We start from the raw sequence: 13,866 nt of genomic DNA on the forward strand, positions 1-13,866 counted from the left end.
CGGCCGTCCCCGGTCAGAGCAGGGACAGGTGTACGTGGTTGGTGTGGTCGCTGGACGGGTCGCCCTTCCCGGACGAGTACGCCTTCCAGCCCGTTGCCGGGAACCAGATCTGCCGGTACCAGATCACGTAGAGGATGCCGAGCCGGTCGGCGTTGCGGACCAGGAACGCGGCGAGGTTGTTTCCGTACGTCTTGTCGCCGCCGCTGGCGTCCCCGCCGAACCCGCCGGCTTTCGCGGAGAAGTCGCAGGCCCGGCCCTTCGGGTGTTCGAACGGCCCACCGCTGCGGTAACACGACACGTAACGGGTGAAGCCGAGCCGTTTGGTCTCGGTCAGCGCATGCAGGGTGCGCGGGGTGAGGCAACCGCTGGTGGTCGGGTCGTTCTGGTTGCAGGACTGCGCCGGCAGGGACCCGTCCCGGTTGCGTGGCACGGGTTGCGCGACCGGTGAGCTGGCGTTCACGAAACCCTCGGTCGTGGTGCCGCCGACCTGGGAGAGGGCGCGTTCCGCCGCCTCCTTCTGCTTGGCCATCACGGAGAGCTGGCGCTGCTCCTCGGCCATCGCCACGTCGGCCGCCGCCTTCGCCCGGGTGGCCCGGTCGCGTGCCTCGTACAGTTGGCGAAGTTTGCTGTTGTCGCGCTGCGCGATCAGGTCGAGCCCCCCGGCCCGGTCCATGAAGTCGTCCGGTGAGGCGCTGCCGAGCAGCGCGGAGATCGGCCCGATCCGGCCGATCCGGTAGGCGCTGACGGCGACCTCTCCGACCTCGGGCGTGAGCTGGTCGAGCTGTGCCTCGATCTGCCGCAGTTCGTCGGCGAGCGCCACCTGGTGCTTGCGGGCGTTCTCCACCCCGACGCTCGCAGCGGCGTAACCACGCCCGGCCGACTCGAGTACGTCACGTAAGAGGGGGTTGCCGCCCTCGTCCCCCGGCGCGGTCGGCGAGGAGGGTGCGGCTGCGGCCGGCCCGGCCGCGACGGCGGCACCGCCCAGCAGAGTCACCACGGCGAGCAGGGTCAGGGCCAGCGAGAACCGCTGACGCTTAGGTCTCGTCATGCACGTTCCTCCCGTCGGCCGCCGACCGGGTTAGCTGACGGGTTCGGGACGGAACAGGCCCTACCGCGTGTGCGGACTCACCCCGACTACCTGGTTCCCCGGCTCGCACAAGGCGATTGGGCGGCGGTCGTCGCCGACAGCAGAGGGGGTACCACCGGGTCGGAACCGAGGGTGACATTACCGGATCAGACGGACTTAGTACCCGATTTCAGGGTCGCCGCCAGAGATTTCTCCTGCTAGCGCACCGAACCCCGGCGGGCCTCCGTGAGGAGTGCCCGCCGGGGCGTGTCGTCGTGCCCGGCCCCTGCCGCGTCCCGGAGACCGAAATCTCCGGTGTCGGCCGAGCCATGGTGTCTCTCCTGGTCTAGCGGCGGTCCCCGGTCGAGGGAACACCCGAAGGGTCGTGCGGGGTCACCCGGCGCGGGTCGTCCGAGGCCCGTGCCTGTGCCGCCTCGTCCGCCCAGTCCCGCCGCGCACCCTCGCGCTTGTCGCGTTTGTCCTTCGGCGGACTGGTGCCGGCTCGACCGGACTCCGACTTAGCGGATTTGTGGTGGGTCATGGCATCCTCACGATCGCCTCAGCGCGGGCCGCTGCCACGGCCGCCGTGGTCTTCCTGCCTGACCCGGTTCGCCTTCCCGACCACCGAGCCCGCAAACGGGGATTGGCGGCCCGGCGGCGGGTTGTTCCACTCGTAGGCGGGTACCGGACAGCGGGTGGAGACAGTGACGACCGAGACCACGATCTGGGCCGGGGAGGTGCAGCTCACCGCCGACCTGGTCACCCCCACCGAGGGGACGGTCGGGGTGGTGCTGTTCGCCCACGGCAGCGGCAGCTCCCGGCGCAGCCCGCGCAACGTCGCGGTGGCCAGGATACTCAACCAGCGGGCCCTGGCGACCGTGCTCGTCGACCTGCTCACGCCCGAGGAGGAGCAGGTCGACGAGAAGACCGCGGAGCTGCGCTTCGACATACCGATGCTCGCCGGCCGGGTGGTCGGTGTGATCGACTGGCTGCGGGCCGAGCCCGACACGGCCGCCGTGCCGATCGGGCTGTTCGGCGCGAGCACGGGTGCGGCGGCGGCACTGGTAGCCGCGGCCGAGCGGCCGGAGCACGTACCGGCGGTCGTCTCCCGCGGCGGCCGCGCGGACCTGGCGGGTCCGGCCCTTTCCCGCGTACGGGCGGCGACCCTGCTGCTGGTCGGGGGTCAGGACGAACAGGTGATCCAGTTCAACCAGCAGGCCCGCGACGCGCTCGGCGGGGAGGTGGAACTGCGGATCATCCCGGACGCGACCCACCTGTTCCCGGAGCCCGGAGCGCTGGAGCAGGTGGCCGACCAGGCCGCCGACTGGTTCGCCGACCGCCTACCCAGCTTCGGCGCCGCCCCCTGACCGGTGCGCGCTTTCGCCGCTGCCCGAGGCCGTCCGTCTGCGGCCCGGACGCCGAACGCGGACCCCCGTCCGACCCGTTCATCGGCGGGATTGGCGGGTAACCCGCTGGCATGCACATCGGGATCATCGGCGCAGGAAACGTAGGTGGAACGCTCGCCCGTCGTCTCGCCGCGGCGGGCCACGAGATCGCGATCGCGAACGCGAGCGGCCCACAGAAGATGCAGGACCTCATGGGCGATCTCGGACACCGGGCGCACGCGGTACCCCCGTCGGAAGCGGCGCGCTTCGGTGACGTGGTGATCGTCGCCGTACCGTTCGGACGGTACAACGAACTGCCCACGGCGGAGCTGAAGGGCAAAACCGTCATGGACACCGGGAACTACACACCGGACCGGGACGGGAACATCCCCGAGTTGGACCAGGACCAGACCACCTCCAGCGAGATGGTGCAGCAGCACCTGCGCGGTGCGCACGTGGTCAAGGCGTTCAACACCCTGCACGCCGAGAACATGCGCGACCACGCCCGCCAGTCCTCGGCCCAGGAGCGGTACGGCATTCCGATGTCCGGGGACGATCCGCAGGCCAAGCGGGCCGTCGCGGACCTGGTGGAAGAGCTCGGTTTCCAGCCGGTGGACGCCGGTGATCTCGCGTCCGGTGGGCGCAAGCAGCAGCCGGGCGGCATCACCTACGACGCCGACTTCACGGCAGACGAGCTGGTCGAGGCGTTACGCCTGGACTCCTGACCCAACCACGTCGCTGCCGTCGGCTGGCTGCCTCCGCAGTGCCGGTCACGAGGGGTCCCGCCCCTGCCGGAGTGCGGTGATGGTGTCGACAACCCGGTAGACCACCGCGGTCACCGGCACCGCCACGAAGGCCCCGGCGATCCCGCCGAAGAGCGTGCCTGCGGTGACCGCCACCAGGATCACCACCGGGTGCAGGCGCACCTGCCGTTTCATGATCAGTGGTTCGAGCAGGTTGCCCTCGGTCTGCTGTACGGCGATCACCGCCAGGAGCGTCAGCAGGGCGGTGGTCGGACCGTTGGCGGCGAGGGCGACCAGGACCGCGACGCTGCCGGCGACGGTGGCGCCGATGATCGGGATGAACCCGCCGAGGAAGGTGACCACCGCCAGCGGAAAGGCGAGCGGGACCCCGAGCAGGACCAGCGCCAACCCGATGCCGATGCCGTCGATCGCCGCGATCGCCACCGTCCCCCGGGTGTACGCGCTCAGCGTGTGCCAGCCGTTGCGCCCGGCCTGGACGAAGGCGGGACGGGACCGTTCGGAGACCCGGCTCAGCACCCAATGCCACATCGGCCGCCCGTCCTTGAGCAGGAAGAACAGCAGCACGAAAATCAGCAGTACGGCGCCCGCCACCTCGGCTGCCGTACGGGCGCCGGCCACCGGGTCCGGTGTCGACCGGCGCAGCCCGTCGGTCGCCTGCTTGGTCCACCGGTCCAGTTGCTCGGGGCTGACCGGCAGCGACCCGGTGATGAAGTCCCGGGTCCGGTCCAGCCCCTCGTCCAGTTGCTTGCTCAGGCTGGAGAACTGGTCCGCGGTGAGGGTCCACACCAGGTACGCGGCCCCGCCGATCACCGCCAGCAGGAGGAAGAGGGAGATCAGCGCGGCCAGTGCCGGGGGCAGGCGCAACCGGCGCAGCCGTACGGCCAGCGGGTCGAGCATGGCGGCCAGGAAGAGGGTGGCGGCGAGCGCGATGGTCAGCGGCGCGAGCCGGGAGGCGAGGGTCGCGAGCAGGTAGACCCCACCCGCGATGATCAGCAGGCAGGCGCTCCAGACCACGGACCAGCGCAGGAACCAGGGCAGACTGTCCCAGGTGCTGTGCACCCGTTGCTGGGCACCCTGGATCCGATCGAGCCTGCCGTGCAGCGGGGCCTCCGGCTCCGGCGCTGCCGGGCCCGCCCCGACAGCCTCCGGATCGGGTGCCGCGGTGCCGTCAGACACTGTCGGCCCCTCGCTCGCTCGCCATGGTCACGGTGACCCCTCTCGATGTCGGCGGAGGGGCAGTACCCGGTCAGGGGTGGGTCGACACGTCTGGGCGGGGCGTCCAGAAGCCTACGCGATGAGGCGATAGCTCCGGGTTTCGTCCTGAATATCGCTCCGTCGGCGTTCCGGTAGCCCGCCGCCGCCCACGCTGCTGTGGTCACCGTCCGCGGTGGTCGCGGCGCTGCTGAGTCTCCGGGAGTCGGGCGGCGTCGAGGGCCCCGGGTCCGGGTCGGGCCCGGCGTCGCCAGGACAGACGGATGGGGGCTCCCGCTGGCACGGGAGCCCCCATCGGGTCAGGTCGGATCAGGGACGGCCGTCGGCACCGCACTTGATGATCGGCCGGATGCAGTCCTGCACCCGGCGGGCCATCTCGGCCTCGGGCCAGGCGTTGAAGAAGTCGCCGTGCATCGTGTAGCCAGCACCGGAGGCGAGCCGGAACCGGGCCGGGTCACCATTGGCCGGGTACCGCAGGACCTGGCGCAACTTCGGGACCGGCACCGGATGGGTGCTCGGGCAGCCACCGTTGACCGGGTACGCCATGTGGCTCTTGTGGTCGGGTGAGTCGAGGTCGACCCCGTTCCAGCACTGCGGGAAGTCCAGATACGACTCGATCATGCTTCCGGCGGGACAGTTCACGAAGTCCTTCGACGCACCGACCTCGCCGTGATGCAGACAGGACCAGCGGGAGTTGGTGGAATCGTCCGGCGCGGTCGCCCTGGCGTTACCGGCGACGATCCGCAGCCCGAGCGGCAGCGGCTGGATCTGCGCGATCACATCGTCGCGTACGCCCTCGCCGAGGTAGTAGAACGTGGTGATCTCGGGCTCGACCGGCTGGTCACTGACGTACAGGGTCGGCACCCAGTACGACGACTTGTCCACCGCCGGATTGCAGTTGCTGTTCGCGTTGAGCAGGTCCGGCAGCTCGGTGTGGGCGTTGGTGACCTCGCTGCCGAAGAAGCTGTGCATGTGCGAGGCGCCGGGCAGGCCGGGGAAGACGATCGGGTCGTCGGGCAGGCGGTGGCTGAACGGGCAGTCGGCGAGGAACTCCGCCACCCTGACCGGTTCGGCGGCGGCGTCGGCCTTCGACACGGCGGCGGTGAGGTAGCTGCCCATGAGCGCGACCAGGGCGGCGAAGAGCAGGGCCAGGCGCAGGCGTGGCCGGGTGACGAGAGCGGATCTCCGGTGCATACGGAAACTCCTTGGGCTCACGGGTGGGGGTACGTGCGGTGGAGTGCCGGGGCGCCGAGGGGACGCCCGCGGGGGCCGGCCGGGGTGACCGGCCCCCGAAGCGAGAGACGGTTACTGGTAGACGCGTACGTAGTCGACGAGCATCCGGGACGGGAACGGGGTGGTGCCGTCCACCGGTCCGGGGAAGTCGCCGCCGACCGCCAGGTTGAGGATGATGTAGAACGGGTGGTCGAAGATCCACGGCCCGCGGGTCGCCTCGACCGTCTCCTTGCTGGCGTAGAAGACCGTCTGGCCGTCGAGCTTGAACGTGATTCCCCGGCTGTCCCACTCGGCGGCCCAGACGTGGAAGTCGTCGGCCAGGTCGACCCCGCCGGGCGCCGGATACTTCTGCCCATAGCCGCCACCGCCGTTGTACTGCGGTGCGTGGAGGGTGGAGTAGCCCTCGAACGTGTTGCGGCCGAGGACCTCCATGATGTCGATCTCACCGTTGTACGGCCACGGGCGGCCGGTGAGGAAGTCGGCGCCCATCATCCAGAACGCCGGCCACAACCCGTTGCCCTTCGGCACCTTGACCCGGGCCTCGACCCGCCCGTACTGGACGGTGAACTTGCCGCCGGTGTTCATCCGGTGCGACGTGTAGTCACGGCCACCTGCAGTTTCGCGCCGCGCTTCCAGGACGAGCGAGCCGTTGCCGTCCATGTTGGCGTTGTTGTTGTCGGTGTAGTACTGGACCTCGTTGTTCTGCCCGGTGCCCGGGTCGATGGTCCACTTCGCCGGGTCCGGCTTGCTGCCGGCGGCACCGTTGAACTCGTCGCTCCAGACCAGCTCCGTGGCCGGGAACGTCGGGTCGGCCGGCTGCGCGGGCGGGGCGGTCGGGTTGCCGCCGGTCCCGTACACCTTGAACTCGTAGAGCGAGTAGCCGTACGGCCCGGACCGGGCGGTGCCGTACATCCGGACGTAGCGACCGGTGCCGGTGGCGTTGATCGTTTCCTTGAAGCCCCGACCGGTGGTGGTGGAGTAGATGGTGGTCCAGGTGGTCGCATCGGGCGAGACCTGGATCTGGTACGCGGCCGCGTACGCCGGATCCCACTGGAGGACCACCTGACTCACCGTTGCGGTGGCACCGAGGTCGACATAGATCCAACCGGGATCTACCCAGCCCGTGGTGGAACTGGTTGCCCAGCGGCTCGCCGGGTCGAGGTCGAACGCCTTGTCGGGTGTGCACTCGAAGCAGTTCACGTCGCTCTGGTCGGTCGAGGCGACGGCCGGCTTGCCGTACGACAGCAGCCCTTCCTCGGCGGCGCTGGCCGCGCCCGGCGTGACGGTCAAATAGCCGCCGAGCAGGGCGACCAACGCGGTCAGCGTGGCGATCCCGCGCCACCGACCAATGCTTGGAGCAGTAGGAGCCCGATCCATCAGTCCTCCTTCGCGGAGTAGGACGAATGGCATCAACCCATGATGGGCTGGTGTCATCTGGACGAAGAGAGCGCTCCCTTGCAACCCACTCTTAACCGGATCATCACCACTGTCAATTCGGGGAGGTGGTCGGAGAGCGCTCTCCCTTCCGGGTAGCGCTCCCAGGTGGGTGATCGAAGGACGGGCTGGCAGAGACCTCGCCGGACCAGCGAAAGGTCTGAATTGCCAGGTAGAGAGCGCTCCCGCAACAAACGCTCGACCGATCGATCACGGCGCCCCGGCCCGGCGCCCCAGATTTCTCAAAAATTTCGCCGATATCGTGCTGTGGCATGAGCATCGAACCCTCGCAGACCACCCACGAGCGCGGCACGACCGTGCCGGAGCTGACCGAACGGCTGCGGACGTTCGTCGCCGAGCGCGACTGGCAGCAGTTCCACACCGCGAAGAACCTGTCCATGGCGCTGGCCGGCGAGGTCGGTGAACTGCTGGCCGAGTTGCAGTGGCTCACCCCGGACCAGGCGGCCCGGGTGATGACCGACGACCCGGCGGCCGGCGCGCGGATCCGCGCCGAGATCGGGGACGTGATGATCTACCTGACCCGGCTGGCGGACGTACTCGACATCGACCTGGTGGCCGCCGCCCACGACAAGCTCGACGACTCGGCCCTGCGCTACACGGTCGAGCGGTCCTACGGCTCGGTCGCAAAGGTCCCACCCAACCAGCCGTCCGGGTTGTAGCCCTCGGTTGATCTTCTGGCTACAGTCGTGGCAACAAAGCGGTCCGACGGGCTTCCGAGGTCTGGATATGCCCCCCATCCGCACGATCAATTCGTGCTGCCCGGGGGCAACTGTCGATGTCGGCGTACCGTACGTCCGCTGCTGGTCTATTGCGTCTGGCCACCGAGGGCACCCTCGCTGACCGAGTGAACGAACAGGTCACGATGGCACGCGGTCACGGAGTCGGCCTCGCGGAAAGGCGATCCTGGGCGCGCAGCCTCTCCGTGCTGGCCCAGGACCTGGTCGACGCCGGGCTCGGCCAGGTGGAGGTGCTCGCGGAGTACCAGTTGCCGCTCACCAGCAAACGGGTCGACGCGATTCTGGCCGGAGTGGATCCTCGTACCGGCGCCGACTCGTTCGTTGTGGTCGAGCTGAAACAGTGGTCGTACGCGACCGCTTACGAGGACTCGTCCACGCTGGTCGCGGTCGAACATGCCCGAGGTCCGCGACTACATCCCGGTGAACAGGTTGCCGACTACTGCGAGTACCTCACCGACTTCCTCGGAGTGCTGCATGACCAACGCAACCCGGTGCACGGGCTGGCGTACCTGCACAACGCGATGGATCGGGACGTCAGCGATCTGTTCCAGCGGCAGCCGAGCGAGCAGAGCCTGATCTTCACGAAGCAGCGGCGCGGGCAGCTTCTCGACTACCTTCGGGAACGTCTCGCCCCGGAACCCGGTGCACCGGCCGCGGACCGGTTCCTGAGCAGTTCCGTACGGCCGAGCAAGCATCTGCTCACCCACGCTGCGGCTGAACTGAAGGAACGATCGAACTTCACCCTGCTCGATGAGCAGCGGGTCGCGTACGAGTTGGTGTTGCACTCGGTCGAGCGAGCGCGCTCGGCGGACCACAAGCGGATCGTGGTGGTGGCCGGCGGACCCGGCAGCGGCAAGAGTGTCATCGCGCTGTCGGTGCTCGGCGAACTGGCCCGCCAACAGCGGCCGGTGATGCATGCGACCGGGTCGCGATCGTTCACCCAGACCCTGCGCAGATACGCTGGCCGCGGATCGACCCGACTACAGGCGATGTTCAAGTATTTCAACAGCTTCATGGACGCGGACCGAAACGGCTTCGACGTGCTGATCTGCGACGAGGCACACCGAATCCGGGAGACGTCGGTCAACCGGTACACCCCGAAAACAAAGCGTGACTCCGCCCGGCCACAGCTCGACGAACTGATCGCCGCGGCACGGGTGCCGGTCTTCCTGCTCGACGAACACCAGGTGGTCAAACCAGGTGAACTGGGCAACGTCGACATCATCTCGTCGTATGCGGAGAAACTCGGGCTGACCGTCGACGTCGTGTCGTTGCACGACCAGTACCGGTGCGGCGGCAGCGAGCTGTACGAGAGTTGGGTGATGGATCTACTTGGCCTGACCGGCCACGGCCCATCGATCTGGGACGACGATGGACGGGTTGATCTGCGACTGGCCGAGTCGCCGGAGGAGCTGGAGTCGTTTCTCGCCGAGCAGCAGCAGCGGGGTGAAACAGCGAGGATGTCGGCCGGTTACTGCTGGCCGTGGAGCGACCCCCGCTCGGATGACACGCTCGTGCCTGACGTCCGGATCGGCGCGTGGGAGCGACCTTGGAATGTCAAGAGTGACCGCAGTGTCGGCGATGCCCCAGGCAGCGCGTTCTGGGCAACAGATCCCAACGGCTTTGGCCAGGTGGGATGCGTCTATACCGCCCAGGGCTTTGAGTACGACTGGTCAGGCGTCATCATCGGACCTGATCTGGTGGCGAGGGACGGGCGGTTGATCACCCGGCGGAGCGAGTCGAAGGACCCGGCTTTCAAAAGCCGCAAGTCGGTCAGCGACGAGGAGGCGGACCGGCTGATTCGCAACACGTACAAGGTGCTCCTCACTCGGGGAATGAGCGGCACGATGCTCTACTCCACCGACCCCGAGACGCGCGACTACCTCGCGAAGCTGGTGCGACCCCGCCGCCGTTTGGGAACCCGGTAGGAGTCGATCGCCGACGGGTGCGCCGGGTTGACAAGGTAGCTATAGGCGGCCGAGGTGGCTACAGTTTGAGCGGTTAGGCGGATCGACGGGCTTTCGGTGAACACGGACACGCCCCCACCGCACGAGTTTTCGTGCTGTCGGGGGTTCCACCGGTGTCGGCGTTCCACAGCTCGCCCGAAGATATCTGGCGATTGATCAAGACCCGTGAGCTTGTGCCGAGGATCGAAGCAAAGCTGCTGGCGAAAGGCCACCAGCCGGAGCAGTCCGAGCGAAACTCCTGGATGAACAGCCTTACCGCGCTGGTGACGCCGCTGATCGCCACAGGTCTCGGCAACATCGACATGCTGGTCGAGTTCCAGCTACCGCAGACCAGCCGTCGGGTGGACGTCATCCTGGCAGGTCTTCATCCCGAGACAGGACGAGACTCCTATCTCGTCGTCGAGCTGAAACAGTGGTCCGGCGCCGAACCTGTCGATGATGCCGAACACCTGGTCAAGGCGAGCGGGGTCGAAAAGCTGCAGCTACACCCGATGACCCAGGTCACCGGGTACTGCGACTACGTGGCCGATTTCCTCGCCGTGCTGTGGGAGTGGCCCGAGGCATTGCGTGGCCTGGCTTTCCTTCATAACGTACGTGGCCAACGGGCCAGCGCGTTTCCACGCCGGTTCGAGACCGATCGGGTACGGCTGTTCACCGGGGACGATCGGCGCGAACTCGTCGCGTTCGTGAAGTCACACCTGCGCCCTGCTCCGGGTAGGGGAGTGGCCGATCGTCTGCTCGAGAGCGCGGTCCGGCCGAGTCGCCAACTGCTTTCGTATGCCGCTGACGAACTCGCGGACCGTAGCCATTTCGTCCTGCTCGACCGGCAGCGGGAAGCCTTCGAAAAGGTCCAGCTGGCGGTGCGCCGGGCGCAGCGCGGACGGCGGAAAAAGGTCGTCATCGTCAGTGGCGGCCCAGGTAGCGGAAAAAGCGTCATCGCGCTGTCGCTGCTTGCCGCGCTTGCCAGGGAGGGGCGCCTGATCGCCCATGCCACCGGCTCTCGTGCCTTCACCCGAAGCATGCAGCGGTACGCCGCCCGTGATCCCGAGGTTCGTAGCTCGCGCCAGGCGCCTCTGTTCAAATACTTCTACGACTACATGGAGGCCGGGCGGGACGATCTCGACGTGCTCGTCTGCGACGAATCGCACCGCATCCGCGAGTGGTCGAAAAAGGGCAAGATACGCGGTGAAGTGACGCAGATCGAGGAGTTGATCGACGCGGCCAAGGTGCCGGTCTTCTTCCTTGACGACCGTCAGGCGGTGCGGCCAGGCGAGATGGGCACCGTTCGTGCCATCAGCGACCACGCACGGCACGCGGGCTACGAGTTCGAGGTGATCGACCTCAACGGACAGCACCGTTGTGGCGGGAGCGTCGAGTTCGAGCGATGGGTCGATCGGCTGCTCGGACTGACCGAAGGTGGCCCGTATCCGTGGCCGGGGGATGACCGCTTTCATGTTGGAGTGGTGGACACACCAGAGGTGATGGAGTCGCTGCTCGCTCGGCAGCAGAAGGATGGCTCAACAGCTCGGATGACCGCCGGCTTCTGCTGGCGCTGGAGCAAGAAGCCGTTACGAGACGGCACTCTCGTCCCAGACGTAGTGATCGGCGACTGGAAGCGTCCATGGAACGCGTCTGAGGACTACCCCAAGGGCGGGGTACCGACAAGTGCCTACTGGGCGACCGATCCCGCCGGGTTCGGGCAGATCGGCTGCATCTACACGGCCCAGGGCTTCGAGTACGACTGGAACGGGGTGATCATCGGTCCCGACCTGGTGGTTCGTGATGGTCAATTCACCACTCGCCTCGGCGCGTCACGGGATCCAGCATTCAACGGCGAGGAGCCACCCTCTCCTGAGGATGCGGATCCACTGCTGAAAAACGCGTACAAGGTTCTGCTCACACGAGGGCTGAAGGGCGTCCTGATCTACTCGACCGACGCGGCGACCCACCGGTTCCTTGCCGATTTGGTTGGTCCTGCGCGTGTGCTGCGCGCAGCCACCGATGAGGAGCAGGCGGGCGTTTACCGGATCAAAGCGCGAACGGGTGACGCGCTTGATCAGGAGGCAGGATCAACGGACGTCAATTCGGCAGCACCTGCACCACACCGGCAACGCAACTGATAGCGCATCCTGGCAGCGTGGATGACCTGAACGGTCGGCTGGACAACATCCTGAATGGTGATGCCTACCCTGTGCTCCACCCTGGCTGGCGCCGCACCGATGACTGGTCGATCACGTACGACTACCTTCGCTCAGCAGATTTCGCCGTTGCGCGAGCTACTCGAAGGGGTTGCCCCGAGAGATGGCGACTGCCGATAGCAGCGGCTTGAGGAGACGCGGCGGACGTTGACCGACTTGGCCGAGGGATGCCGCCAGGCGCTTACCGTCACCCCTGCCTGACCTGGCATCACATGAACTTTGCTGCGGTCTCCTCCACTTCGGAGATGAACTCCTCGAGCTGAGGCTCCGTCAGATCCTCGTCCCGCAACAGCTTGCCGAGCATGACGATCTGGATCTGCAGCGCGTCGTCGGGCGTGATGCTGTCGACCAAATCGACCTCGCCCAGCGCGGCCCTGATGAGTCCCTCCATCTCAAGCGCGGAGAGTTGGCGACTGTCCTCGAACTGAGACCGGGTCTCGGCGACCAGACGCGTGATTTCGCGCAGGTCGGAGGTCGAGTCGAACCGGCGGTGAACGGCTATCGCGAACGCGGCACCTATGACCTGAGTGCTGCCCTGCCAGCCCAACTGGTCGAGCTCGGCTATGAGGCGGTCAGCGCTTCCCCAGTCACGGCGAGCTATCGCGCGGATCAGATCGCTCAGTTCGATCCTTGTGCCCATCTTTTCTCAACCTCGCTATCCCGTTGCTAATCGTCTGGCTGAGCCTGTATATCGCAACCCCGGTCACCAGACCGACGACGACGATGTGTCCCGCTGCTTCGGGTGCATCGATCTTCGGCCTGGGCGGTGATGCTGGCATGGTCGGTGTGCTCGTCTCGGGCTGGTGGAGTCCGGGTGGACCCGGCGGCTTACGGACGATGTTGACTGCTTGCTGGACCGTCTCGGTCGAATTCTTTGCGGCGTCCTGGAGGTTCTCGACACCGCGCGTCATCCTACCCAGGTAGCTGTCGATGCTTCGTCGTGCGTTTGACCGTTCGACCGAATCCGTGAGGATCTGCTCGCCGGTAGGCGTCGCCGAGTCGGCAGCCTGGTGAGCGGGTACGGAGCCGGGGGCGATGGTGTTGAGGTAGGTGGTCAGGCTCTCGTTTGCCTTCGCCAGGAGGCGGGCGTACCTGGCTGCTTTCTGGCTGGCGGTGCGGCTGGCGGTGATGGCCTCGCGGATCTCCTTGTGGTCGGTCCCCATCGCAACCTCGGCGAAGTGGTTCGCTGCCTGGTCGGCGTCGGCCTGGGCGCGTAGCGCGGTGACGGCGGCGGCGTCCAGGCTTTCGAGCACGGCGCGCAGTTGCCCGACGACCTCGCCGATGCTGACGGTCATCCGAGCTTGGTGAGGTAGGTGCCGGCATCCTCGGCTGCGGCGGCGAAACGGCCGAGGGTCCGGTCGGCCTCGGTTTGCGCGTCGTCCAGATTGTCCCGGACTTCATCGACGTGCTCATTTTGGCTGTCATGCAGGAGTCGCATTGCGCGTCGCGTTGCCTCCGTGGCATCGCTGGCCGCCCGCTCGAACGTGTCCTGCCCATGCTTGATCGCCTGGATGCCTTGACGCAGGGTCGCCTTCACCTCGTTGATGCTCACCGGCTCGGCTCCGGGTCAGCCGAGGAGGCCGATGTAGGCGCGGGCGGCCTGTTCACTGCCCTGGATCAGGGTCGCCGCTTCGCTGAGGCGTTGCTTGCTTTGTTCGGCCCGGGCGATGGCCTCGCCGATGGTCTGGTGGCCGGAGCCGGCCGCGACGGCGCGGAGCCGCGCGAGTAGCTGCTCGGTGCTGCTGATCGCGCCCTGGATCTGGCTGACCGTGGTGTTGCCCTGCTCCGCGGCCTGCATCAGCGCCGCCTTCACTTCCTCGATGCTGGCCACATCCGCTCCCTCGGCTCG

General features: G+C 67.5%; 13 protein-coding genes and 1 riboswitch. Of the genes, 5 read left to right on the forward strand and 8 right to left on the reverse strand.

Translation table 11 applies throughout. The features are described from left to right. Nucleotides 1-13 precede the first annotated feature (13 nt). Nucleotides 14-1,048 carry a coiled-coil domain-containing protein gene (locus ACWEFB_RS12250; protein ID WP_452284852.1) on the reverse strand — a complete coding sequence of 345 codons (1,035 nt, stop codon included), beginning with the start codon at nt 1,046-1,048 and terminating at the stop codon, nt 14-16. 3 nt (nt 1,049-1,051) lie between these two features. After that, nucleotides 1,052-1,181, reverse strand: a riboswitch (cyclic di-AMP (ydaO/yuaA leader). 589 nt (nt 1,182-1,770) lie between these two features. Here ACWEFB_RS12250 and ACWEFB_RS12255 point away from each other — a divergent pair. Further along, nucleotides 1,771-2,433: a dienelactone hydrolase family protein gene (locus ACWEFB_RS12255; RefSeq protein ID WP_452284854.1), complete on the forward strand. Its 663-nt coding sequence runs from the start codon at nt 1,771-1,773 to the stop codon at nt 2,431-2,433. A gap of 110 nt (nt 2,434-2,543) precedes the next feature. Continuing rightward, nucleotides 2,544-3,176, forward strand: coding sequence for an NADPH-dependent F420 reductase (locus ACWEFB_RS12260; protein WP_326561279.1), 633 nt, complete (start codon nt 2,544-2,546; stop codon nt 3,174-3,176). Nucleotides 3,177-3,221: 45 nt separating this feature from the next. Here ACWEFB_RS12260 and ACWEFB_RS12265 read toward each other — a convergent pair whose 3' ends face one another. The 3 genes from ACWEFB_RS12265 to ACWEFB_RS12275 all read right to left on the reverse strand — a co-directional run bounded on the left by ACWEFB_RS12265 (nt 3,222) and on the right by ACWEFB_RS12275 (nt 7,037). Next, nucleotides 3,222-4,391 carry an AI-2E family transporter gene (locus tag ACWEFB_RS12265; RefSeq protein WP_452284856.1) on the reverse strand — a complete coding sequence of 390 codons (1,170 nt, stop codon included), beginning with the start codon at nt 4,389-4,391 and terminating at the stop codon, nt 3,222-3,224. A 345-nt stretch (nt 4,392-4,736) separates the two neighbouring features. Continuing rightward, nucleotides 4,737-5,621, reverse strand: coding sequence for a DUF1996 domain-containing protein (locus tag ACWEFB_RS12270; RefSeq protein WP_452284858.1), 885 nt, complete (start codon nt 5,619-5,621; stop codon nt 4,737-4,739). A 111-nt stretch (nt 5,622-5,732) separates the two neighbouring features. Then, nucleotides 5,733-7,037 (reverse strand): family 16 glycosylhydrolase, encoded by a 1,305-nt coding sequence (locus tag ACWEFB_RS12275; RefSeq protein WP_452284860.1) that lies wholly within the window; start codon nt 7,035-7,037, stop codon nt 5,733-5,735. A gap of 329 nt (nt 7,038-7,366) precedes the next feature. Between ACWEFB_RS12275 and ACWEFB_RS12280 the strand changes: the two genes are divergently transcribed. The 3 genes from ACWEFB_RS12280 (at nt 7,367) to ACWEFB_RS12290 (ending at nt 11,939) form a co-directional block, all read left to right on the forward strand. Continuing rightward, entirely contained in the window at nt 7,367-7,774 is a 408-nt protein-coding gene (locus ACWEFB_RS12280) for a nucleotide pyrophosphohydrolase (RefSeq protein ID WP_452284862.1), read from the forward strand. Nucleotides 7,775-7,890: 116 nt separating this feature from the next. Then, nucleotides 7,891-9,780 carry a DNA/RNA helicase domain-containing protein gene (locus ACWEFB_RS12285; RefSeq protein ID WP_452284864.1) on the forward strand — a complete coding sequence of 630 codons (1,890 nt, stop codon included), beginning with the start codon at nt 7,891-7,893 and terminating at the stop codon, nt 9,778-9,780. A 152-nt stretch (nt 9,781-9,932) separates the two neighbouring features. After that, a complete protein-coding gene (locus ACWEFB_RS12290) occupies nt 9,933-11,939 on the forward strand; it encodes a DNA/RNA helicase domain-containing protein (protein WP_452284866.1) in 2,007 nt (668 codons plus the stop codon). Between the two features lie 286 nt (nt 11,940-12,225). Here the strand turns inward: ACWEFB_RS12290 and ACWEFB_RS12295 are convergent, their stop codons facing one another. Genes ACWEFB_RS12295 through ACWEFB_RS12310 form a run of 4 tightly spaced genes read right to left on the reverse strand, consistent with a single transcriptional unit; the run spans nt 12,226 to nt 13,848 of the window. Beyond that, nucleotides 12,226-12,657: a hypothetical protein gene (locus ACWEFB_RS12295; protein WP_452284868.1), complete on the reverse strand. Its 432-nt coding sequence runs from the start codon at nt 12,655-12,657 to the stop codon at nt 12,226-12,228. Further along, entirely contained in the window at nt 12,605-13,312 is a 708-nt protein-coding gene (locus ACWEFB_RS12300) for a hypothetical protein (protein ID WP_452284870.1), read from the reverse strand. Before ACWEFB_RS12300 ends, ACWEFB_RS12295 begins: the two co-directional genes overlap by 53 nt. Beyond that, on the reverse strand, nt 13,309-13,569 hold the full coding sequence (locus ACWEFB_RS12305) for a hypothetical protein (protein WP_452284872.1): 261 nt from the start codon (nt 13,567-13,569) through the stop codon (nt 13,309-13,311). Before ACWEFB_RS12305 ends, ACWEFB_RS12300 begins: the two co-directional genes overlap by 4 nt. Nucleotides 13,570-13,584: 15 nt before the next feature. Further along, on the reverse strand, nt 13,585-13,848 hold the full coding sequence (locus ACWEFB_RS12310) for a hypothetical protein (RefSeq protein WP_452284874.1): 264 nt from the start codon (nt 13,846-13,848) through the stop codon (nt 13,585-13,587). Between the last annotated feature and the right edge of the window lie 18 nt (nt 13,849-13,866).

Source organism: Micromonospora sp. NPDC004704 (assembly GCF_053601675.1).

What these genes read in the sequence shown, in the direction of transcription:
- ACWEFB_RS12250 (WP_452284852.1), bottom strand. Translation starts at nt 1,048, where the DNA reads ATGACGAGACCTAAGCGTCAGCGGTTCTCGCTGGCCCTGACCCTGCTC.
- ACWEFB_RS12260 (WP_326561279.1), top strand. Translation starts at nt 2,544, where the DNA reads ATGCACATCGGGATCATCGGCGCAGGAAACGTAGGTGGAACGCTCGCC.
- ACWEFB_RS12270 (WP_452284858.1), bottom strand. Translation starts at nt 5,621, where the DNA reads ATGCACCGGAGATCCGCTCTCGTCACCCGGCCACGCCTGCGCCTGGCC.
- ACWEFB_RS12275 (WP_452284860.1), bottom strand. Translation starts at nt 7,037, where the DNA reads ATGGATCGGGCTCCTACTGCTCCAAGCATTGGTCGGTGGCGCGGGATC.
- ACWEFB_RS12280 (WP_452284862.1), top strand. Translation starts at nt 7,367, where the DNA reads ATGAGCATCGAACCCTCGCAGACCACCCACGAGCGCGGCACGACCGTG.
- ACWEFB_RS12285 (WP_452284864.1), top strand. Translation starts at nt 7,891, where the DNA reads ATGTCGGCGTACCGTACGTCCGCTGCTGGTCTATTGCGTCTGGCCACC.
- ACWEFB_RS12295 (WP_452284868.1), bottom strand. Translation starts at nt 12,657, where the DNA reads ATGGGCACAAGGATCGAACTGAGCGATCTGATCCGCGCGATAGCTCGC.
- ACWEFB_RS12300 (WP_452284870.1), bottom strand. Translation starts at nt 13,312, where the DNA reads ATGACCGTCAGCATCGGCGAGGTCGTCGGGCAACTGCGCGCCGTGCTC.